This window comes from Nonomuraea sp. NPDC050556, from assembly GCF_044457355.1.
Classification (GTDB): domain Bacteria; phylum Actinomycetota; class Actinomycetes; order Streptosporangiales; family Streptosporangiaceae; genus Nonomuraea.
Genome location: NZ_JBITGU010000003.1, coordinates 41639 through 61684, shown reverse-complemented (window position 1 = coordinate 61684; position 20046 = coordinate 41639). Strand labels below are relative to the sequence as shown.

Here is a 20046-nt window from a genome sequence, read left to right as displayed (position 1 = left end):
ACTCAAGGAATGACTGCCATTGAAACATCAGGCCTGGTCAAGGTCTTCGGCGACAACAGAGCCGTCGACGGCCTGGATCTGACGGTCCCGGCCGGCGCCGTGTTCGGCGTCCTCGGCCCCAACGGCGCGGGCAAGACGACCGCGGTCAGGATGCTGGCCACGCTGCTGCGTCCCGATGGCGGCGAGGCGCGGGTGTTCGGCCACGACGTCGTCCGGGAGGCGGACGCCGTACGCAGCAGGGTGAGCCTGACCGGCCAGTACGCCTCGGTCGATGAGGACATGACGGGCATGGAGAACCTGATCCTGCTCGGCCGCCTCCTCGGCCACAAGAAGCCCGCAGCCAAGGACAGGGCCGCCGAACTGCTCGACGCGTTCGGACTCACCGAGGCAGCCGACCGCCAGGTCAAGAACTACTCCGGCGGCATGCGCCGCAGGATCGACATCGCCGCGAGCATCCTCAACACCCCTGACCTGCTGTTTCTCGACGAACCCACGACGGGTCTCGACCCGCGCAGCCGCAACCAGGTCTGGGACATCATCCGCATCGTCGTCGCCCACGGCACCACCGTGCTGCTGACCACGCAATACCTCGACGAGGCCGACCGCCTGGCCGGCCGGATCGCCGTCATCGACCACGGCAGGGTGATCGCCGAGGGCACGCCGGGCGAGCTCAAGGCCTCGGTCGGCGCGGGCTCCGTCCACGTGCGGCTGCGCGACGCGCACCAGCGCCCCGACGCCGAGCGCGTGCTGTCGCGCACGCTGCGGACGCAGGTCCTGCTGGAGTCCGACCCGGTGTCACTGACCGCCCGCGTCGGCGGCGAGGGTACGGCGGAGCAAGCCTCGCGCGCCCTCGCGGAACTCGCCGCAGAAGGCATCACTGTCAATGATTTCTCCCTTGGCCAGCCCAGCCTGGACGAGGTCTTCATGGCTCTCACCGAAAGGACCGCGGCATGACCACGACCACATTCATTCCCGAAGCCGACACCCTGGGCACCGTACTCACCAGGACGGCCAGGCCCAAGCGGCCGAGCGCGTGGTCGGCCTCGGTCACGTTCGGCTGGCGGGCGATGTTGAAGATCAAGCACGTGCCCGAGCAGCTCTTCGACGTGACCGCCTTCCCGATCATGATGACGCTGATGTTCACGTACCTGTTCGGCGGCGCGCTGGCCGGTTCGACCGGCGCCTACCTGCAGTACGTGCTGCCCGGCATCATGGTGCAGAGCGTCGTGATGATCACCATGTACACCGGGGTCGAGGTGAAGAAGGACATCGACCGCGGTGTCTTCGACCGGTTCCGCACGCTGCCCATGTGGCGGCCCGCGCCGATGGTGGGATACCTGCTCGGCGACATCCTGCGCTACACGCTGGCCTCGACGGTCATCCTCGTGGTCGGCCTGATCCTCGGCTTCCGCCCGGCGGGCGGCCCGGTCGGCGTCGTGGCGGGCATCGCGCTGCTGGTCGGCTTCTCGTTCGCCTTCTCCTGGATCTGGACGATGTTCGGCCTGCTCCTGCGCAGCGAGAAGTCGGTGATGGGGGTCAGCATGCTCGTGCTGTTCCCGCTCACCTTCCTCAGCAGCGTGTTCGTCCGCCCGGTGACGATGCCCGGCTGGCTGCAGGCGTTCGTCAACGTCAACCCGGTCACCCTGCTGGCCGACGCGGTCCGCGCCCTCATGGGTGGTACGGCCGGCGGCAGCGAGATCACCTGGGTGCTCATCTCGGGAGCCGCGATGATCCTCGTGTTCGGCACGCTCACGATGAGGCTGTACAACCGGCGCTAGGGTCATGGACCATGCTGCGCTGCGCCATCCTCGATGACTACCAGAACGTCGCCCTCGCCCTGGCCGATTGGTCAGCGGTGCGGGCGACGAGCTTTTCCCGGCACTTCGCGTCAGAAGACGCGCTCGTGGAGGCGATTGGCGATTTCGAGGTCGTCATGATGATGCGCGAGCGCACGCCGTTCCCCGCCTCGCTCTTCGCGCGGCTGCCGAACCTGCGGCTGCTGATCACGTCCGGGATGCGCAACGCGTCGATCGACCTCGACGCCGCCCGCGCGCACGGCGTCACCGTCTGCGGCACCGGCAGCGCCTCCACCCCGCCGGCCGAGCTGACGTGGGCGCTGATCCTGGGCCTCACCAAGCACGTGGTGCCGGAGGCGACGTCGATGCGGAACGGCGGGCCGTGGCAGTCGACCATCGGCGCCGACCTGCACGGAAGCACGCTCGGCTTGCTGGGGCTCGGCAAGATCGGCGGGCAGATGGCCAGGATCGGGCAGGCGTTCGGGATGGACGTGGTCGCCTGGAGCCACAACCTCACCGCCGACCGGGCGTCTTCCCTGGGTGTACGGCTGGCGCCGAGCAAGGAGTCGCTGCTCGCCGAGTCCGACGTGGTGTCGGTGCACCTGGTGCTGGGTGATCGGACGCGCGGGTTGCTCGGGGCGGGGGAACTGGCGCTGATGAAGCCCACGGCGTACCTGATCAACACCTCCCGGGCGGCGATCATCGACCAGACCGCGCTGGTGGAGGCGTTGCGCACGGACCGCATCGCCGGGGCTGGCCTGGACGTCTTCGACACGGAACCCCTGCCGGTGGACCACCCGCTCCGCACCCTCCCGAACGTCCTCGCCACGCCGCACCTGGGGTACGTGACCGGCGCGAACTACCGCACGTATTTCCGCGAAGCCGTCCAGGACATCGACGCATTTCTGGCAGGATCCCCGATCCGCCTCCTCACCTGACCCACCCCATGATCCACAGCGATGCCCAACCACCAGACGCGGCCGCGGCAGGGCAGCTGAGGAGCTAGGTCTTTCACGACCCGCCCGACACGGACGCGACCCCGATAAAGGCGCGAGCGATTGCGGGTCCCGGCGCGAGAGGGGTCGGCGCCAGGAGCGGGCACCCAGCGCGAGTGCGCGCGGGCCGGGCGGCGCGAGGCGCGGGCGGCGCGAGGCGCGAGGGGCGGGTGCCCGACATAGGCGCCTTCGCCTGGCGCGATGTCCGGTGGGCCGTGGGTTGTCGGGTGCTGGGGATGCGCCTTGGTTGGGCGTCAGAAGTGCCAGGGGGTTTCTTCTGGAGGTTGGTAGCGGCAGGTGGCGCCCGTGGAGATGGAGTCTCGGAGGTGGGCGGCCAAGGCCGGGTGGAGGTGGTCGAGTTTGCGGAGGACGTCCCGGATGCGGGCAGTCACCGTCTTGCGGGCTCGCTCCGCCGCATCCCCCAGCCGCCGGTCGCGTCCGTCGAGGCCGGTCGCGGACCGTAGCTCGGCCAGCAACGCCTCGCGTTCCCTGTCGAACGACGCCGCCCGCTCGTCGTCCGCACGTTCGACCGCGCGGTCGATCTCGTCGTCGAGCTGGCGGAGTCTGCGGCGATACGCGGCCTTGGCTTCGTCGTCGAGGACGGCGTCGCCGCCCATCCTGCTCGCCGCCACCACCACCTCGCCGCCCGTCGGGTCGAGCAGTTGCACGGCGGGGACGTCGTCACCTGGGTGGGTGAGCAGGAGGCGCAGGTCGTTGAGGCCCTTGGCATCAGGTAGGTGCACGGACTGCCCGGCGAAGGTGAGCGTCCACACGGAACCTTCCTGCCTGAACACGTTTCCCTCGACGTCATCACGCAGGACAGCGGGAGTGGGTGGGAGTTTGGTGAGCAAATGGGTCATGCCGAGGGCCTCAGCCTCAGCGCGCGCCTCCGCTGCCTGCGTCGCCGCCTCGGCGACTTCCCCGACGGCGGTCAAAGCGGCGGCCAGGCCGATGCGGGATTCCAGGGCCCACGGGCGGGCCCGCATCAGCTCCGACGAGCGCAAAGCCTCCCGGTACAACTCCACCGCCGCACCCCACCGAGACTGCGCCGCATCCAGCTCGGCCAGCCACAAAGCGATCGGCCCGCTCAGATCCCACCCGTACATCGACACCGCCCACTCCGACCGGTGCGGCGCCATCCACCCCCTGACCCGCTCACAAAGCACCGGATCGCCCGAGGCGGCAGCCAGCTCCGCCTGGAAACGCAGCCACAACGGCCGCACCGACCGTTCGCGCGGCTCACGCACCAGCGCCAGCCGTTCGAGATCAGCGTCCCCCCGCCGCAACGCGCTCAGCCCTTCGAGCATGTCGACGTACGGATGGCGACCCTCGCGCAGGGAGGCATGCACGGCGGGAAGGGCGTCGAACCGGCCCTGATGCAGATACAGCGCCCACTGGTGGTGGTCGCACATGTATCCGAAGCGTGGATTGTCCCCCTCGGCCACGACCTCGTCGAGCAGCAGCTGCGCCGACGCGAATCGCCCCGTGAACGCGTGCACGATGCTCTCGTCGACCGCCTCGGACAGCCGGATCCGCGGCGCGTCACGCCCCCGCCTGCCCACCTCCTCGTAGTCGCGGAACGCGTCGAGATAGGCGGGGTCGCCGAGCTCGATCAGCGCCACCCACCGCAGCGCCGCGGCGAAATGCTCGGTGTCGAGGTCGCCCTGCCGCCTGACCAGGGTGAGCACCTCCTCGGTCAGCGCCAGCCGCGTCGCCGCCGTGCCCGGACCCCAGATGCTGTCGTGGTGGGCCCACAGCCCGAACACCAGCGCGTCGACGTCCTCACCGCTCCTGGCGTGGATGGCCAGGTGTACGGCGAGCTCCTGGGTGAGCTGCGAAGGCTCGGGCGGTTCGCCGCCGACGAGGGCGGCGTGCGCCTCGCGGAGCAGGTCGTCGCGCTGGGGCGGGTCCGCGTGGTAGATGCCGTTGATCGACAGGGCGACCCTGGCGAGCAGCATGGGGTCGTCGAGCGACCTCGCGATCGCGATGGCCTCGTCGAAGGCGCGCCACGCGGCGTCCCTGTCGTGCCCGTAGAGCGCCTTGCCCTGGTCGAGCGCGATCGTGGCCCGCCGTTCCTGACCGAGCGTGGCCGATCGTTCGTACGCCCTGCCCAGGTGGAGGCGCGCCTCGTCGTAGGCGAACCGCCGGGCGGCATCGGTCGCGGCGGCCAGCAGGAGGTCGGTCACCTGGGCGGCTTCGAGATGGTCACCGGCGAGGTAGGCGTGCCGGGCCAGCTCGGTGGGGATCAGCTGCGCACCCGCCGGATAGGCGGTACGGATCACCGCGGCGTGCCGTACGGGCAGGTCGTCGATCGAGGCGTAGAGCGTCTCGCGCACCAGGTCGTGGGCGAACGCGAACGAACCCCCGCCCCGCGCCACCACCAGCCGCGCCGCCAGCGCCTCGTCCAGCAGCCGGTCCACGTGCGCCACCGGCAACCCGGCCAGCCCCGCCAGCACGGACCGGTGGAAAACAGCCCCCAGCACCGCCGCGTCGTTGAGCAACCCGGCCACGGACCCGGGCAGCAGCGACAACCGCCGCCGCACCGCGTCCCGCACCCCGGGCGCCACCGCCGTGATCGACCCGCCACTGCGCCACAACCGCGCCGTCTGCTCCACGAAGAACGGATTGCCCCCGGTGCGCCGGTGCACCTCGGCGACCAGGTCGGCGGCCAGCGAGCCGCCCACCGTCCTGTTGACCAGTTCCCCCACCTCGGCAGGCCCGAGCCCGGTGAGCGTGATCATCGTGGCCTTGGCCTCCAGCGGCAGCAGCCGCTCGGCGGACGCCTCCCCGTCGCGGTAGGTGCCGACCAGCAGCAACCGCTCGAACCACGTGTGCTTGGCCACGAACTCCAGCAGCCGCAGCGAAGCCGGGTCGGCCCAGTGCAGGTCGTCGAGCACCACGACCACCGGCCGCAGCTCGGTGAGCGCGACCAGCCCGGTGGTCACCGCGTCGAACAGCTTGAACTCGTCGTCACCCTCCAGCAGCGGCGGCAGCGCCTGCCACTCCTCCCGCGGGATGCCGCGCCTGATGCCGCGCGCGACCTGCGTCCACGGCCAGTAGCCAGGCGCGCTCTCCGAGTCCCAGCAAGCACCGCTGAGCACCAGCGCGCCGAGCTCCCTGGCCTCCTCGGCCGCGCTGCTGACCAGCGTGGTTTTGCCGATGCCTGCCTCGCCGGTGACCAGCACGAGACCGCCGTGGCTGGCGGCAGCCCGGCCGATCTCGGCGCGCAGAAGCGCGGCGGGGTGCTCACGCCCGATCAGATTCATCTTGAGGAGACGGTATCCCGCGGCACCGACAAGATTGCCGCGAGCTGGAACCGGCTGCGCGCGCCGTACCTGTCGAGGAGGCCGCGGACCGTAGAGGTGACCGTACGCTCGCTGATGCCCAGCGTGCGGGCCACGACCGCGTCCGTGCACCCCTCGGCGAGCAGCCCGATCACCGCCAGCTCCCTGGACGTCAGCCCGGAGTCCAAAGGCCGGGCAGCCGCCCACTGCCGCTCGAAGAGCGCGAGCAGCCCGGCCACCAGCGACGGCGCCCACACCTCGAGCTGGTCACCTTCAGGACAGCCAGGGTCGAGCGGGAGCATGGCGACGCGCCGGTCGATGATGTCGAGGCACAGCGGCGGCCGCACGAGCCGCCGGTGATCGCCGTCGAGCGCCGCGAGATCCTCGGGCGAGATGTCCGGTTCTGCCGAGCCGACCGGCGCGATCGTGCGCAGCCGTACCCCTCGCGCCCTGCGCTCGCGCGCATGCGGCAGCGCCCGCTCGACGGCGTCGGGGTCGAAGCTCATCCCCGTGTAGATGGCCAGGTGCTCGCGCCGGCCCCGGCCGATGAGCTCGCGAAAGCGCGGATAGAACTCCCTGTACGGCACGCGGCGCACTCCGGGCATCTCCAGCACGCCGGTCATTGTCACACGCTCCACGCCTCGTGGACAGTCACCACCGCCGAGGAGGCGGGCCGCCCGCCGTCCCAGCTGACCTGCGGACTTCCCGGTACGGCGACGCCGCCCACGCTGACCGTCGCCTTCGAGCACGGCAGGATCTGCATCGACAACCCGTGGCTGACCCCGCGCAGCGGGAAGTCGTCGACGGCGAAGGGCCGCGCGTCGAGGACCCCGTCCAGCGAGATCGTGATGTCCCCCGCGCGCGCCGAGGACCAGCGCACCGACACGGAGGCGCGTTCCACCTTCGCCGTGGGCCACGACGGCAGCGCGCGCGCCTCGGGGAAGTTGCGCACGAACTGCTCCTCGATCCACTCCGCCAGCCGTACGTCGTCGCCGACGATCCTGAGCTGCCCCGGTGTCCACAGGATGACCACGTTGCCCGAGCCGTGCGTCGACCAGTCGACCCGCCATACGGACGCGTACGCGGTCGGCTGGTCGTCCTCGTAGAGGGTCACGAAGGGGTTCGCCCCGGCGAGCAGCGGCATGCGCGTCAGGTAGAGAGACATGGCCCCGATGCTGAACCGCCGGATCCCCGTAGGAGAAGGCGGTTGCGGGTTTCCGCAACATCGTCGGGAAACGCGGATTTCCCACATGAGACCCAAGGGATATGAGGGAATTTGCCCTACGGGGCCCGATACATCACTACGGGGAGAACCATGCCAGTCAACCTGCAGAACGACCGACCCCTCGCCTGGGACTCGGCCGCGCTCGACGCCGACACCAAGGCGATGCTCGACAACCTGCAGCCCAACATCCTGCGCGCCCACGTGCGCGAGCACCTGAGCGTGCTGTTCGTCCGCTTCAACGACGTCGCGGACGGCAAGCGCTACCTGCGCCAGATCGCCACCACGCACATGAAGTCGGCGCGCAAGCACCTGGAGGAGGTGCGCGCGTTCAACGCCCACGGCACGAAGGGCACGCCGTACGTCGGGATCGGGATCAGCAAGGCCGGATACCGCGACCTCGGCCACACCGTCGAGCAGGTGCGCAAGTTCGGCGACAAGGTCTTCCGCGACGGGATGAAGAACCGCATCGCCGAGGTCGACGACCCGGCGGTCACCGAGTGGGAGCGCGTCTACCAGCGTGAGATCCACGCCGTGATCCTCATCGGCGACGCCGTACCGGAAAGCGTCGAGGCTCTGCGCGAGCAGATCGTCGGGGACCTGCCGGAGAGCGCCCGGCTGCTCGGGGAGGAGACCGGGCAGGGCATGCGCAACCCGGCGGGGGACGGGATCGAGCACTTCGGCTACGTGGACGGGCGCAGCCAGCCGCTGTTCCTGGCCGACGAGGTCGAGAAGGAGCCGAAGCGGCACTGGGACCCGGCGTTCCCGCTGGAGAACATCCTGGTGGCCGACCCGTTCTCGCCGAACCCCAGCCGGCACTTCGGCAGCTACTTCGTGTTCAGGAAGCTGGAGCAGAACGTCAGGGCGTTCAAGGAGATCGAGCAGGACCTCGCCGACAGCCTCGACCTCGACGGTTCCGACCGGGACCGGGCGGGGGCGCTGCTGATCGGCCGGTTCAAGGACGGCACGCCGGTCACCAGCAAGGGGGCCGCGGCTGGGGGGCCTGTGTCGAACGACTTCACCTTCGACGGGGACGAGGGGGCGAAGTGCCCGTTCAGCGGGCACATCAGGAAGACCAACCCGCGGTCGTTCGGGCGGGAGGTGCTGATGGCCCGGCGCGGTCAGACGTACGGCACGCGGTCCGACCAGCCGTGGGACGACGCGGCTCCCTCGACTCGGCCTGCTGGGGAGGTGGGGTTGCTGTTCATGGCGTTCAACTCGAGCCTGCTCAGCCAGTTCGAGTTCACGCAGCAGTCGTGGGTGAACAACGAGGGGTTCCAGGTCGAGGGGACGGGGCACGACCCGGTCATCGGGCAGGGGAAGCGGGTCGTCAAGGTGACCTTCCCGAAGGTGTGGGGGAAGCCCGAGCAGTCGGCGCCGCACGCGCAGGTGGCGCAGACGATCACGATGAAGGGCGGGGAGTATTTCTTCATGCCGTCCCTGGCGTACTTGCGTGGGCTCTGACCCTCCCCTCTGAAGGGTGATCGTCCCGTTGGGCGGTCACCCTGTGAGGACGCATCCCTCCTTGAGAAACCAGTTCCCCCACGGGGGGGTTGGGGTACGGCGGGGCGGGGGTGGGTGGCGCTGGGGGGCGACCTATGATCGTCCCCCGTGCGCGCATTCTTCAGGACCGAGGTGGGCAGCACGAGTGTGCTGATCATCGCCACCGTGCTCGCCATGCTGTGGGCCAACTCCCCCTGGGGTGACACCTACGAGCAGTTCTGGCACACCCCCCTCGGCCTGTCCTTCGGCACCGCGGAGTTCTCGCTCGACCTGCGCCACTGGGTGAACGACGGCCTGATGACGATCTTCTTCTTCGTCATCGGCCTGGAGATCTCGCGCGAGGTCACCGTCGGCCAGCTGCGCGACAAGCGGCTCATCGCGGTGCCGACCGTGGCCGCCCTCGGCGGCATGATCGTCCCCGCCGCCATCTACTTCGCGCTCAACGCCGGAGGACCGGGCGCGGGCGGCTGGGGCGTGCCGATCGCCACCGACACCGCCTTCGCCCTCGGCCTCCTCGCCATCGTCGGCGCCCGCTGCCCCGACCCGCTGCGCGCGTTCCTGCTCACCCTGGCGATCGTCGACGACGTCCTCGCCATCCTCATCATCGCGATCTTCTACACCGAGAACCTCTCCGCCACCGCTCTCCTGGTGGCCGCCGTCCTGCTGGCGCTGATCGTCACGCTGCGCTGGCTGAAGATCTGGCGCTCCCCCGCCTACGTGATCCTCGGCATCGCGCTCTGGGTCGCCACCCTGCAGAGCGGCATCCACCCGACCCTCATCGGCATCGTCCTCGGCACCCTGGTCCTGGTCTACGCGCCCAGCGACCACAAGCTCCTGCGCGCCGGCGAAGCCGTACAGGAGTTCACCAGCTCCCCCACCCCCGCCCTGGCCCGCGAGGCGGCGCTCAGCGTGCAGCGGGCCGTGTCGGTCAACGAGCGGCTCCAGCTCCGGCTGCACCCGTGGAGTTCCTACCTGATCGTCCCGATCTTCGCGCTGGCCAACGCGGGGGTACGGCTCGACGCCGCATCTCTCGCCGCCGCCGCCACGTCGCCGGTCGCCATCGGCATCGCGCTCGGGCTGGCGCTCGGCAAGATCCTGGGCATCATGGCCGGCACGTGGCTGCCGTTGCGGCTCAACTGGGGCGTCCTGCCGGGCAACCTGGTCTGGGGGCAGCTCCTCGGCGGCGCCGCCGTGTCGGGCATCGGGTTCACGGTGGCGTTGTTCATCGTCGACCTGGCCTTCGACGACCCGGCGATCCAGTCGCAGGCCAAGATCGGCATTGTGGCCGGGTCGCTGATCTCGGCGCTGCTGGGCTGGCTGATCTTCCGGATGGCGTGGGACAGGGGCGGCGTGTGCGCGCCGCCGGACGCCGAGCCGGAGGAGGAGCTGCCGGTCCTGCTGGCCGTACCCGTGCACGAGGGCGACCACGTCAGGGGGCCGGTGGACGCCGGGGTGACGATCGTGCAGTACGGCGACTTCGAGTGCCCCTATTGCGGGCGGCTGAGCGGGGTGATGGCCGAGCTGCTGGAACGGTATCCGTCGGCGCGGTTCGTGTTCAGGCACTTCCCGCTGCGCGAGATGCACCCGCACGCGGTGGCGGCGGCGCTGGTGTCCGAGGCGGCCGCCGACCGGGGGCGGTTCTGGGAGATGCACGACATCCTCTACGACAACCAGCGGTTCCTGAACGACGCCGACCTGACGCATTACGCGGACGAGTTGCAGGTGGAGGCTTGGGCGGACGTTCCGCGGCACATGCGGCGGATCGCGGCCGACCAGGAGGGCGGGCTGGCGAGCGGGGTGCGCGGGACGCCGACGCTGTTCATCAACGGGGTGCGGCATCAGGGCGGGCTCGACCTGGCCTCCCTCGACCGCGCCGTCCGCGATGCCCTAGCGTGATCGTGCACCCTAGAGCTTGGAGTGACCTTTGTTGGGCAGCATGTTCGGCGTCGTGTTCTACGCCTCCCAGTTGATCCTGGCCATTGTCGGCGTCATCTTCATCGCCAGATCGCGCCGGGGCGGGGCGGCCACGTTGGGGGTGATCGGCTGCATCGTGCTCGCCCTCTACACGGTGCTGGGAGCGCTGAAGACCTTCGTGTTGCCGGACCTCATGGACAGGTTCGGCATGTCCATCAGCACGATGTTCATGATCTCGAACAGCATTTCCATGATCCTCTTCTGCGTGGGGTTCGGCCTGCTGATCGGGAGCGCCGCCACGAAGAACCGCGTTCAGGGGCAGCAGCCCGGCTACCCCCAGCAGCCCGGCTACCCGCAGCAGTGGCAGCAGCCCCCGCAGCCTCCCCAGCAGTACGGTCCCCCGCCCGGTCAGGGTTACTGAACCACCTGCCGGTTTATCGGGATATATTGCCCTCGATGTCAGCGATGCTCAGCGGGGAACGCTCATGAACCCACAACGGCCGGACGAACCCGTACCCGACCAGAGCGCCACCATCCGCCACCGCTGGCCCCAACCCCAGGGCACCGGCCCCCAGCAGCAACCACCACCGCCGCCCCAGGGCTACGTCCCGCAGACCAGGCGCCTCGACTACACGCCCGACCTGCTCCCGCCCGTCCCCGAGTACGAGCCGGTCAAGGCACCCAAGTCGGCCTGGTGGTGGGTGATCCTGGTCGGCGGCATCGCCCTGGTCATCGCGGCACTCGCCGTCGCCGTGATCCTCGGCGTACGGGCAAGCTCGACGACCACCGCCATCAGCACCGGCCAGGACCACGGCCCCCGGGTCACCGACACGGGCGCGCACGTCACCTACGCCCTCCCGCCGGCCTGGGAGCAGCGCAAGGACAACCTGACCAAGCCGTTCACCAGCAGCATCGCCCCCAAGGCGAAACCCGCCAAGGACGAGGGCGCGGTCGTCGTCGCCTTCCCGCACGGCGCCAAGGTGACCGGCAAGGCGTCCCCCGAGCAGCTCCAGGCCCAGGCCAAGTCCGTCGCCTTCAGGAACGCCGAGTTCTTCGCCCCGCAGGAAGGCAGCCGGGAGGCCGTCTCCACCCGCAGCCTGGAGATCGACGGCCGCCCGGCGGCCACGGCATCGTTCCGCATCGTGTTCAAGGACGCGACCCGCTCGCCCACCTACGTCCGCATCGTCCTGCTCTACACCGCAGACGACGCCATCTCCTACGTCTTCGGCATGACCTCCCCCGACGGCAAGGGCGAGCGCGCCCCCGTGGACCAGGTGATGGAGAGCGTCAGGCCCGCGTGAACTCCATCGTCCAGTTGGTCTCCCACGTCTGCTCGCCGTCCACCGAGAAGGCCTGCTCCCACCGCAGGTGGTCGGCGTCGACGACGGTCCAGATGAAGCGGCACCGCACCGGCGTGCCCTCGTGGGAGTCGTCGCAGTAGAAGCGGCCCTCGTTGCCCTCGAACCGGCCGACCACGGGCGGCAGGCTGAGGATGCCGTTCTTGCCGCTGACCCAGTAGATCGACCACAGCTCGGTCTCCGGGTCGAACAGGCGCAGCGTCAGCGCCTTGTAGCCCTCGGTCGGGAAGTGGATCTCGTCGAAGCTGGCGTTGCCGTCGAGCGGCGCCGAGGCCACGGTCCTGCCAGGGAACTCCTGCCAGTCGTCGCTGCCCGCCAGGCGCTTGGCGAGCTTGCGGTTCTGCACGTCCCAGTTGCCGACGAGGAACTCGAAGTTGTTCATGGGGAGAACGTAAGCCTGGGTCACTGACATCTATTGTCAGTGGTATGCGTGCTTCTCGAATCCTCTCCATCCTGCTGCTCCTGCAGACCCGCGGCCGGATGACCGCCAGGGAGCTGGCGGAGAAGCTCGAGGTCTCGGTGCGCACGATCTACCGGGACGTGGAGTCGCTGCACGCCGCGGGCGTCCCGCTGTACGGCGACGCCGGGCCGTCCGGCGGCTACCAGTTGCTGGACTGCTACCGCACGAGGCTCACCGGGCTGACCGGCGACGAGGCCGAGTCGCTGTTCCTGTCCGGCCTGCCCGGCCCAGCCGCAGAGCTGGGCCTGGGCGCGGTCGTCACGGCGGCGCAGCTCAAGCTGATGGCCGCGATGCCCGCCGAGCTGCGCGACCGGGCGGGCCGGATCCAGGAGCGGTTCCACCTCGACGCGCCCGCCTGGTACCGGGACCGCGACCCGCTGCCGCACCTGCAGGCGGTGGCCGACGCGGTGTGGAACCAGCGGGTGCTCGAGGTGCGCTACAAGAGCTGGAAGGGCGAGGTGACCAGGCGGCTCGAGCCGTACGGGCTGGTGCTCAAGGCGGGCAGGTGGTACGTCGTGGCGCAGAGCGGGACGGGCGTGCGCACCTACCGCGTCTGGCAGATCCTGCACCTGCACGCGTTGGACGAGCTTTTCGAGCGCCCCGACGACTTCGACCTGGCCGCCCACTGGCAGCGCTACCTCGCCGACTTCGAGGCGCGCCTGCGCAAGGGCGAGGCGGTCGTACGGCTGTCGCCGCGCGGCCTGGAGCGCCTGCACGACCTGATGACGCCCGGCGTCGTCGCCGCCGCCAGGGACACGGCAGGGCCGCCGGACGCCGAGGGCTGGACCACGGTGACGCTGCCGATCGAGAGCGTCGGCCACGCGCTCGGCGAGTTCCTCAAGCTCGACGTCGACGTCGAGGTGCTGGAGCCCGCCGAGCTCCGCGCGCGCATGGCCGACACCGCCCGCGTCCTGGCCGAGCGCTACCTCAGCAGAACGTCGCCTTGAACACCTTCGCCAGCGGGTCGTAGGCGGGCTTGCCGCTGTAGGGGGTGCCGGACATCACCAGCGTGCGCCCGTCGTCGGACCTGACGGCGTAGGTGACGTAGCCGAACGTGCCACCGCTGTGCCCGTAGACGCTGGTGCCGCACGGCGTCTTGAACTCCTGCAGCCCGAGCCCGTAGCCCTGCTTCCCGGTCTGGCGCATCTCCTTGAGCGCGGCCTGGCTGGTGAGCTTGCCGCCGAGGAGCGCGTCGAAGAACGTCGCCAGGTCGGCGGTCGTGGAGATCATCTCTCCCGCGCCGAACTCCAGGGACGGGTTCATCCGGGTGGCGTCGACCATCCTGCCCTGGTAGGCGGCGTAGCCGTGCGCGTGCGGCCGCGGCATGCCCGTGTTGTGCCCGGGGAACAGCGTGTGGGTCATCCGGAGCGGGCGCAGGACGCGCTCCTTGACAGCTTCGCCGTACGGCCGGCCGGTCAGCTTCTCGACGAGCATCGCGGCGATCACGTAGTTGGTGTTGGAGTAGTGCCAGGCGGTGTACGGCGGCTTGGACAGGCCGACGGCCAGCAGCTCCTGGGGCGTCTGGTCGTAGAGCGTCTCGACCGGCCGGTAGTCGCGCACCGACCAGCCGGGGATGCCCGCTCCCGCGTAGTCGAAGACGCCGCTGGTGTGATCGAGCACCTGGCGCACGGTCACCGGACGGCCGAGCGTGCCGGGCAGATGCTTGTCGATCGGGTCGTCGAGCGCCAGCTTGCCCTCGTCGGCGAGCTGCAGCACCACGGTCGCCACGAAGGTCTTGGTCACCGACCCGATGCGGAAATATCCGGAGGCGTCCGCTGGCTTGCGCGAGACGAGGTCGCGCACCCCCGCGCTCGCCGTCCAGTCACGACCGTCCTCACGAACCAGCATCAAGGTGGACGTCATGGCCTTGGCCTCGACGAGGTCGTTCATCACGGCGGTCAGCTCCTGCTGCGGCACCGGACTGGCGAGGGCGAGCGCGAGAGCAAGTGTCTTGATCATGCGGTCAACGGTAGAAAAGCCGCAGGCGGCGAACCATGCGGGCGCCCGTACACCCTCCTGCGGAAAACCCCAGTTTCATCCTTACGGATAACGCGCATGAAACAAGCGGTTGATCTACTAGCGGCACCCCCCGACCGCAGGAGCACCGCATGACACATCCCGTCGACCAGAGGCTGCCCGCCACCCAGCTCGGCGCGCTCGGCCTGCAACACGTGCTCGCCATGTACGCGGGCGCGGTCGCCGTCCCGCTCATCGTCGGCGGCGCCATGAAGCTCCCGCCCGCCGACCTCGCCTACCTCATCAACGCCGACTTACTCATCTCCGGCATCGCCACGCTCATCCAGTGCGTCGGCGTGTGGCGGTTCGGCGTGCGCCTGCCGATCATGCAGGGCTGCACGTTCGCGGCCGTCACCCCGATGGTCCTCGTCGGCACCACGGGCGGCGGCCTCCCGGCCATCTACGGCGCGGTGATCGTCTCCGGACTGGTCGTGGTGGCCCTCGCGCCGTTCTTCAGCAGGCTGCTGCGCTTCTTCCCGCCGCTGGTCACCGGCACGGTCATCACCATCATCGGCATCTCGCTGCTGCCCGTCGCGGCCAAGTGGGCCGCCGGCGGGGTCGGCTCCCCCTCGTACGGCGAGCCGAGGAACCTCGCGCTCGCCGGATCGGTCCTGCTGCTGATCATCCTCATCTACCGGTTCGTCGGCGGCGCGGTCGGCCGGGTCGCGGTGCTGCTCGGCATCGTGGCGGGGACGCTGGTCGCGATCCCGTTCGGTTTCACCGACTTCTCCCACGTGGGCGACGCGGAGTGGATCGGGGTCAGCACGCCGTTCCACTTCGGCCTGCCCACGTTCGAGGTGGCCGCGGTCAGCTCGATGATCATCGTGATGCTGGTGTCGATGACCGAGACGACCGGCGACTTCATCGCGGTCGCCGAGATCACCGAGTCCGAGCTGCCGCCGCGCAGGCTGGCCGACGGGCTGCGCGCGGACGGGCTGTCCAGCGCGCTCGGCGGCGTCTTCAACACCTTCCCCTACACCGCGTTCGCGCAGAACGTCGGCCTGGTCGGGCTGACCGGCGTGCGCAGCAGATGGGTGGTGGCGACGGCGGGCGGCATCCTGGTGCTGCTCGGCCTGTTCCCGCCGCTGGGCGCGATCGTGGCGGCCGTGCCCGCTCCGGTGCTGGGCGGGGCGGGGATCGCGATGTTCGGGACGGTGGCGGCGAGCGGCATCAGGACGCTCACCAAGGTGCGCTTCGACGGCAACGCCAACCTGCTCATCGTGGCGCTGTCGATCGGGGTCGCGCTGGTGCCGCTGGGGGCCGAGGGCGTCTACGCCAAGTTCCCCGAGTGGGCGCAGATCATCATGAACAGCGGGATCAGCGCGGGCTGCATCACGGTGATCGTGCTGAACCTCCTCTTCAACCACCTCTTCGTCACCGCCGAGGAGGAGGTCGCCTAGGAGCCGCTTCCGCAACCTCCGCCGCCACAACCCGAGGAGCCGCCACAACTGGAGGAGCCACTCCCACAACCGCCGCCGCCACCGGAGTCGGAAGGGCCGACGAGCGCGCCGCAGGAGCCGCTGCCGTAGCCGGGCATCGGGTCGTGGCTGTGGGATCCGCACTCGCCGGGCGCGCAGCAGGTGGCGACGTAGCCCCCGCCGCCCACCCGGCGCGACGAGTTCCGCGCGCGCACCCGGGTGTCCCTGCGCAGCGCCTCGGAAAGCTCCCTGTCCGGCAGCCGCGCCAGCCCGTGCAGCGCCACCGGCGCGGCCGCCCCGGCCGCGACCTCCTCGCCGCCCGTCCCCGGCATCGTCAGCTGCCTGCGCAACCGCGGCCCGAGCACGTACAGGCAGGCCAGCCCCAGTGCAGCGGCCACGGCCGCGACCACCAGCGTGCGCACCTGGATCGACGGCAGCGGCAGCGCGGAGGCCAGGGCCACGACGCCCGCCGCCGCGATGCACACCCGGAGCCAGCGCAGCGGCCTGACCGCCCGCCGTACCTCGCCAGGCCCCTTCAGCAGCCCCGCCTCGCGCAGGCGGCCGGTCAGGTCGGCCATGGCGCGGTGCCTGGCGACCGCGTGCCGTACCTGGGCGGCGCTGCGTCCCTGCCTGTTGCGTCTGACCTGCTGGTAGACGGCGCTTTCCACCGGATCGGAACGGTCACCGTACCCCGTGACCGGCGTGACGGTCCCGTCGCGGGACACGTGCACGCCGCCCTTGTCCACCAGCGAGACGAGCGCGGTGTTGATCACGCGGCGCGGGCCGCCCTTGAGGTAGGCGGTCTCGTACAGGCCCAGGCCGACCGGCAGCGGCACCCTGGCCGCCGCGAGCGCGAACGCCGTCCAGGCCGCTGACGCGACCACGAGGAGCAGGACGGCGAAGGCGCTCAGGGTGAGGACGATGTCCATGCCTGTATGACGATCAATCCACAAAGGAAGGTTCCATTGTCGGATATGTAGGGATATGGCGTTTGTGGAGCTGCGCGAGCGCCTGCTCATCCAGGTGAGCGCCAGGGACGTCTACGACGCCGTCCAGCTGGCCGGTCACCCGGGTTCCGGGCTGCTCTTCACCGGCCAGGCCGCGCACGACGCGATCCGGATGGTGCGCCGCCACGGCTATGACGGGCCGGTGATGGCCGACCGCCGCCGCTACGCGGGCTCGGCGCGGATCAGGGGTACGGCACGCCTGTCGCCGCACTGGATCGCCGACCAGGTGGAGGCGGGCGCGACAGCCGTACTGACCGACTCCGGGTACGTCGGGGACGGCGATCACGAGGCGCTGGCCGCCATCCTCGACCAGGCGACCGGCTGGGACGGCGCGGTCGCCGTGCTGCCCGTGCATCCGCGCTGGGTGACGCGGGACAGGGAGCTGCTGCTCGGCGCGGTGCGCGCCTACGGCGGGCCGGTGGCGCTGGTGGTCGAGGACGGCCCGCCGTATACGCAGTTGAGGAGCTTGCGACGATACGAGCCCTTGAGCCTGCCCCTGATGTCGGCGGGGGTGGCCGCGTTCGGCGCGCTGGCCTGCGGCGCGGAGTGGGCGGCGATCGGCGTGCGCGAGGTGCTGCGTCACCTGTATCCCGAGCCGCACGCGGCCGTCGGCGGCTGGCGCAGGGGCGGCGCGCGCAGCGCCTTCGTCGCCGAGCGGCTGGAGTTCGTGCCGGTGGAACGGCTCAGGCGGGAGACGTGCGCGTGCTCCACCTGCGGGGGGCGGGCGATGAGGTGGATGCGCGACGCGTCCGAGCTGGAGGTCAACACGCACAACAGCAAGGCGCTGCACGCGATGCACGTCCGGCTGCTGCGCTCGCACCGCAGGCAGGCGTGGTGGTCACAGCTGACGCAGGGTACGGGCCAGGCCGTCGGGTGAGTCGCTGCGCTCGACGATCGCGTCGAGCACCTCGCGCAGCGCGCCCACCTTCTCCGCGCCGAGCGAGGCGGCCAGCCGCCGCTCGAACTCCTGGTGGAACTCGTGCCCTGCCGCGAGCAGCGCGTGGGCGCGCGGGGTCAGGACGAGCAGCCTGCTCCTGGCGTCGGCCGGGTCGGGCACCCGCTCCACGAACCCGGCGGCGACCATCTCCTCGACCGTCTTGGCCGCCCCCTGCGGGGTGACGCCGAGCCTCACCGCCAGCCCGCTCGTGGTCATGCTCTCCACGGCGAGCACCTTGAAGGAGAAGCCGAAGGCCGGTTTGAGGTGGGTGAAGCCGAGCTCCCCGAGGTAGTCGTGCAGCTCGCTCACGAACTGGTTGTAGGCGAGGCCGAGCAGGATCCCGAAGTCCACCGCAAACTCCCGTTGACATATATACAACCAAGGTTGTACAACTGTGGTTGTCTACTTCTTCTGGAGGATATCTTGCCAGTCAACAAGGGCACCACCGCCCCCGTCTTCGAACTGCCGCACGTCACCTTCACCGGCCTGGCCTCGCCCAGCAGCGGCGCGAAGGAGACCTCCGTGTGGCGCACCAGCGTCAAGCCGGGCACCAAGCCCGACCCGCACTTCTTCGACCACGAGGAGGTGCTCGTCCTCATCGCGGGCAAGGGTTACGCCCTGCTGGACGGCGAGCGCCACGACGTGGCGGCCGGTGACACGATCATCGTGCCGGCGGGTTGCATGTTCGGACTGGGCAACGAGAGCGATGAGCTTTTCGAAGCGATCGTCTCGCTGCCGGTCGGCGCCGTGGCCACCATGGCCAGCGGCGAGTCCCTCGTTCCCATGATGGCCAGGTGATCACGATGCCCATTGTTTCCGCAGCCGACTCCCCCGTTTTCGAGCTCGACCACGTCACCGCCAAGGGCGGCGCCGCGCCCAGCAGGGGCGCCGACGAGACGTCCATGTGGCGGTTCGCCCTGCACCCCGGCGCTCCGGCGACGCCGCACCAGGTCACCCGCGAGGAGATCTTCGTGGTCGTGACCGGGCGCGGGGTCGCCGAGCTGGAGGGTGAGACGCACGAGCTGGAGGCGGGCGACACGCTGATCGTGCCCCCGCACACCCCGTTCAGCCTCTCGAACCCCTACGACGAGAAGCTCAAGGTGGTCGCGATCCTCCCGGTGGGCGCTCAGGCGATCATGCCGGGGATGGACCCGTTCACCCCGCCGTGGGCTTCGTAGTCCACCTCATGACGTGGAAGCGGCGGGTCACCGAGTAGCCCGCCTTCGTGTAGAGGTGGGCTGCCGGGCTGTCCTCGCCCGTCCAGAGGAACCAGGAGGAGTGCAGTCCCTCGGCGCGCATCCTGGTCATGGTGTGATGGAGCAGGATCTTGCCGAGCCCGGTGCCCCGCTCCCGCGGATCCACCCCGAAGGGCCCGAACCTCTCCGGTATCCCCCGGTAGGCCCCGTAAGCCGCGAACCCCACGATCGCCCCGCGACGCGCGATGACAAGCCGCCCGTTATCCCGAAATTTCCGGATAGCTTCGCCCCAGTCGGGGTTGAAGACATTGGCGGCGAACCTGATGAGTTCCGGCAGCTCCCCATCCAGGGGACTCCGGACCTCATACCCCTCTTCTTCCCGCTTGATTTGCAGTTGACGGACGTCGTCCGGCGTCACATACCCCACCAGACGGCGATCCATCGCCACCGGCGCGTACAACGTCGCGAACCCGAGGTCGCCGAGCACCTTGACGGCCTCGGGATACAGCTCGGGATCCACACCGGGCAGCACGTAGTTGGGCGTGTAGGAGGCGAAGTCCACCCGTGTCCGCCCTTCACCCGTCAGGAAGGCGAGCGCCTCCCGAAGCAGCCGTCGCCCCAGCCCGCCACCACGCTGCGCGGGCTCGACGAAGAAGAACGGGATCCACCCGGCCTCAGGCTCAAGATCGGTGCCCGGCGCGAGCGGTGTCAGCCGCCGTACGGCATAGGCACACCCGACCACCCGCCCACCCACGACGGCCACCCGCAGCCCGTCGGGGTCGAAGTTGGGATCGAGCAGCACGCAGTCACGGAACCACGCGGCCGTCGTGGGATCGCCGGGCATGCTGCGGTTCCACGCCTCGATCAGGGAGAGCTCATCTCCGGGGACGAACCCGCGGACAGCGACCCGAGTCATGAGAGAAAGTTTCTCACAACAACA

Annotated in this window: 20 protein-coding genes; 12 read left to right on the top strand and 8 right to left on the bottom strand. The window is 70.1% G+C overall.

Annotated features, from left to right (window positions below):
• Positions 1–9: 9 nt before the first annotated feature.
• Genes ACIBG8_RS29470 through ACIBG8_RS29460 form a run of 3 tightly spaced genes read left to right on the top strand, consistent with a single transcriptional unit; the run spans position 10 to position 2734 of the window.
• A complete protein-coding gene (locus ACIBG8_RS29470; protein ID WP_397346264.1) occupies positions 10–954 on the top strand; it encodes an ATP-binding cassette domain-containing protein in 945 nt (314 codons plus the stop codon).
• Positions 951–1778 carry an ABC transporter permease gene (locus tag ACIBG8_RS29465; RefSeq protein WP_397346263.1) on the top strand — a complete coding sequence of 276 codons (828 nt, stop codon included), beginning with the start codon at positions 951–953 and terminating at the stop codon, positions 1776–1778. Before ACIBG8_RS29470 ends, ACIBG8_RS29465 begins: the two co-directional genes overlap by 4 nt.
• An 11-nt stretch (positions 1779–1789) precedes the next feature.
• Positions 1790–2734, top strand: a complete 945-nt coding sequence (locus ACIBG8_RS29460) for a D-2-hydroxyacid dehydrogenase family protein (protein WP_397346262.1) — start codon at positions 1790–1792, stop codon at positions 2732–2734.
• Positions 2735–3045: 311 nt separating this feature from the next.
• Here ACIBG8_RS29460 and ACIBG8_RS29455 read toward each other — a convergent pair whose 3' ends face one another.
• The 3 genes from ACIBG8_RS29455 to ACIBG8_RS29445 are packed head-to-tail and all read right to left on the bottom strand — an operon-like array spanning position 3046 to position 7240.
• On the bottom strand, positions 3046–6057 hold the full coding sequence (locus ACIBG8_RS29455; protein ID WP_397346261.1) for an ATP-binding protein: 3012 nt from the start codon (positions 6055–6057) through the stop codon (positions 3046–3048).
• Positions 6054–6713 carry a LuxR C-terminal-related transcriptional regulator gene (locus tag ACIBG8_RS29450; protein WP_397346260.1) on the bottom strand — a complete coding sequence of 220 codons (660 nt, stop codon included), beginning with the start codon at positions 6711–6713 and terminating at the stop codon, positions 6054–6056. The genes ACIBG8_RS29455 and ACIBG8_RS29450 overlap by 4 nt, the downstream gene beginning before the upstream one ends.
• Positions 6701–7240 (bottom strand): hypothetical protein, encoded by a 540-nt coding sequence (locus ACIBG8_RS29445; protein WP_397346259.1) that lies wholly within the window; start codon positions 7238–7240, stop codon positions 6701–6703. Before ACIBG8_RS29445 ends, ACIBG8_RS29450 begins: the two co-directional genes overlap by 13 nt.
• Before the next feature lie 150 nt (positions 7241–7390).
• On the opposite strand from ACIBG8_RS29445, the gene ACIBG8_RS29440 reads away from it, so the two are divergent.
• The 4 genes from ACIBG8_RS29440 to ACIBG8_RS29425 all read left to right on the top strand — a co-directional run bounded on the left by ACIBG8_RS29440 (position 7391) and on the right by ACIBG8_RS29425 (position 12015).
• Positions 7391–8761: a Dyp-type peroxidase gene (locus ACIBG8_RS29440; RefSeq protein ID WP_397346258.1), complete on the top strand. Its 1371-nt coding sequence runs from the start codon at positions 7391–7393 to the stop codon at positions 8759–8761.
• A gap of 147 nt (positions 8762–8908) precedes the next feature.
• A complete protein-coding gene (gene nhaA / locus ACIBG8_RS29435) occupies positions 8909–10696 on the top strand; it encodes a Na+/H+ antiporter NhaA (RefSeq protein ID WP_397346257.1) in 1788 nt (595 codons plus the stop codon).
• A 40-nt stretch (positions 10697–10736) separates the two neighbouring features.
• Positions 10737–11135 carry a hypothetical protein gene (locus tag ACIBG8_RS29430; RefSeq protein ID WP_397346256.1) on the top strand — a complete coding sequence of 133 codons (399 nt, stop codon included), beginning with the start codon at positions 10737–10739 and terminating at the stop codon, positions 11133–11135.
• Between the two features lie 64 nt (positions 11136–11199).
• Positions 11200–12015, top strand: a complete 816-nt coding sequence (locus tag ACIBG8_RS29425; RefSeq protein WP_397346255.1) for a hypothetical protein — start codon at positions 11200–11202, stop codon at positions 12013–12015.
• Here ACIBG8_RS29425 and ACIBG8_RS29420 read toward each other — a convergent pair.
• Entirely contained in the window at positions 12002–12454 is a 453-nt protein-coding gene (locus tag ACIBG8_RS29420) for a hypothetical protein (RefSeq protein WP_397346254.1), read from the bottom strand. The genes ACIBG8_RS29425 and ACIBG8_RS29420 overlap by 14 nt on opposite strands.
• Before the next feature lie 44 nt (positions 12455–12498).
• Between ACIBG8_RS29420 and ACIBG8_RS29415 the strand changes: the two genes are divergently transcribed.
• Positions 12499–13479, top strand: coding sequence for a helix-turn-helix transcriptional regulator (locus ACIBG8_RS29415; protein WP_397346253.1), 981 nt, complete (start codon positions 12499–12501; stop codon positions 13477–13479).
• Here ACIBG8_RS29415 and ACIBG8_RS29410 read toward each other — a convergent pair.
• Entirely contained in the window at positions 13460–14491 is a 1032-nt protein-coding gene (locus tag ACIBG8_RS29410) for a serine hydrolase domain-containing protein (protein WP_397346252.1), read from the bottom strand. The two genes, ACIBG8_RS29415 and ACIBG8_RS29410, sit on opposite strands and share 20 nt — an antisense overlap.
• Before the next feature lie 149 nt (positions 14492–14640).
• On the opposite strand from ACIBG8_RS29410, the gene ACIBG8_RS29405 reads away from it, so the two are divergent.
• Positions 14641–15948 carry a nucleobase:cation symporter-2 family protein gene (locus ACIBG8_RS29405; protein ID WP_397346251.1) on the top strand — a complete coding sequence of 436 codons (1308 nt, stop codon included), beginning with the start codon at positions 14641–14643 and terminating at the stop codon, positions 15946–15948.
• Here ACIBG8_RS29405 and ACIBG8_RS29400 read toward each other — a convergent pair.
• Positions 15945–16895, bottom strand: coding sequence for a TIGR04222 domain-containing membrane protein (locus tag ACIBG8_RS29400; protein ID WP_397346250.1), 951 nt, complete (start codon positions 16893–16895; stop codon positions 15945–15947). The two genes, ACIBG8_RS29405 and ACIBG8_RS29400, sit on opposite strands and share 4 nt — an antisense overlap.
• A 55-nt stretch (positions 16896–16950) precedes the next feature.
• Here ACIBG8_RS29400 and ACIBG8_RS29395 point away from each other — a divergent pair, with 55 nt between their 5' ends.
• Positions 16951–17850, top strand: a complete 900-nt coding sequence (locus ACIBG8_RS29395; RefSeq protein WP_397346249.1) for a hypothetical protein — start codon at positions 16951–16953, stop codon at positions 17848–17850.
• Here the strand turns inward: ACIBG8_RS29395 and ACIBG8_RS29390 are convergent.
• Positions 17812–18261 carry a MarR family winged helix-turn-helix transcriptional regulator gene (locus tag ACIBG8_RS29390; RefSeq protein ID WP_397346248.1) on the bottom strand — a complete coding sequence of 150 codons (450 nt, stop codon included), beginning with the start codon at positions 18259–18261 and terminating at the stop codon, positions 17812–17814. The two genes, ACIBG8_RS29395 and ACIBG8_RS29390, sit on opposite strands and share 39 nt — an antisense overlap.
• Positions 18262–18333: 72 nt before the next feature.
• Between ACIBG8_RS29390 and ACIBG8_RS29385 the strand changes: the two genes are divergently transcribed.
• Both ACIBG8_RS29385 and ACIBG8_RS29380 read left to right on the top strand, forming a co-directional pair.
• Positions 18334–18708, top strand: a complete 375-nt coding sequence (locus ACIBG8_RS29385) for a cupin domain-containing protein (RefSeq protein WP_397346247.1) — start codon at positions 18334–18336, stop codon at positions 18706–18708.
• Positions 18709–18713: 5 nt separating this feature from the next.
• Complete coding sequence (locus ACIBG8_RS29380) at positions 18714–19088, top strand: cupin domain-containing protein (protein ID WP_397346246.1); 375 nt, start codon at positions 18714–18716, stop codon at positions 19086–19088.
• Here the strand turns inward: ACIBG8_RS29380 and ACIBG8_RS29375 are convergent.
• A complete protein-coding gene (locus ACIBG8_RS29375; protein WP_397346245.1) occupies positions 19066–20022 on the bottom strand; it encodes a GNAT family N-acetyltransferase in 957 nt (318 codons plus the stop codon). The genes ACIBG8_RS29380 and ACIBG8_RS29375 overlap by 23 nt on opposite strands.
• Positions 20023–20046 lie beyond the last annotated feature (24 nt).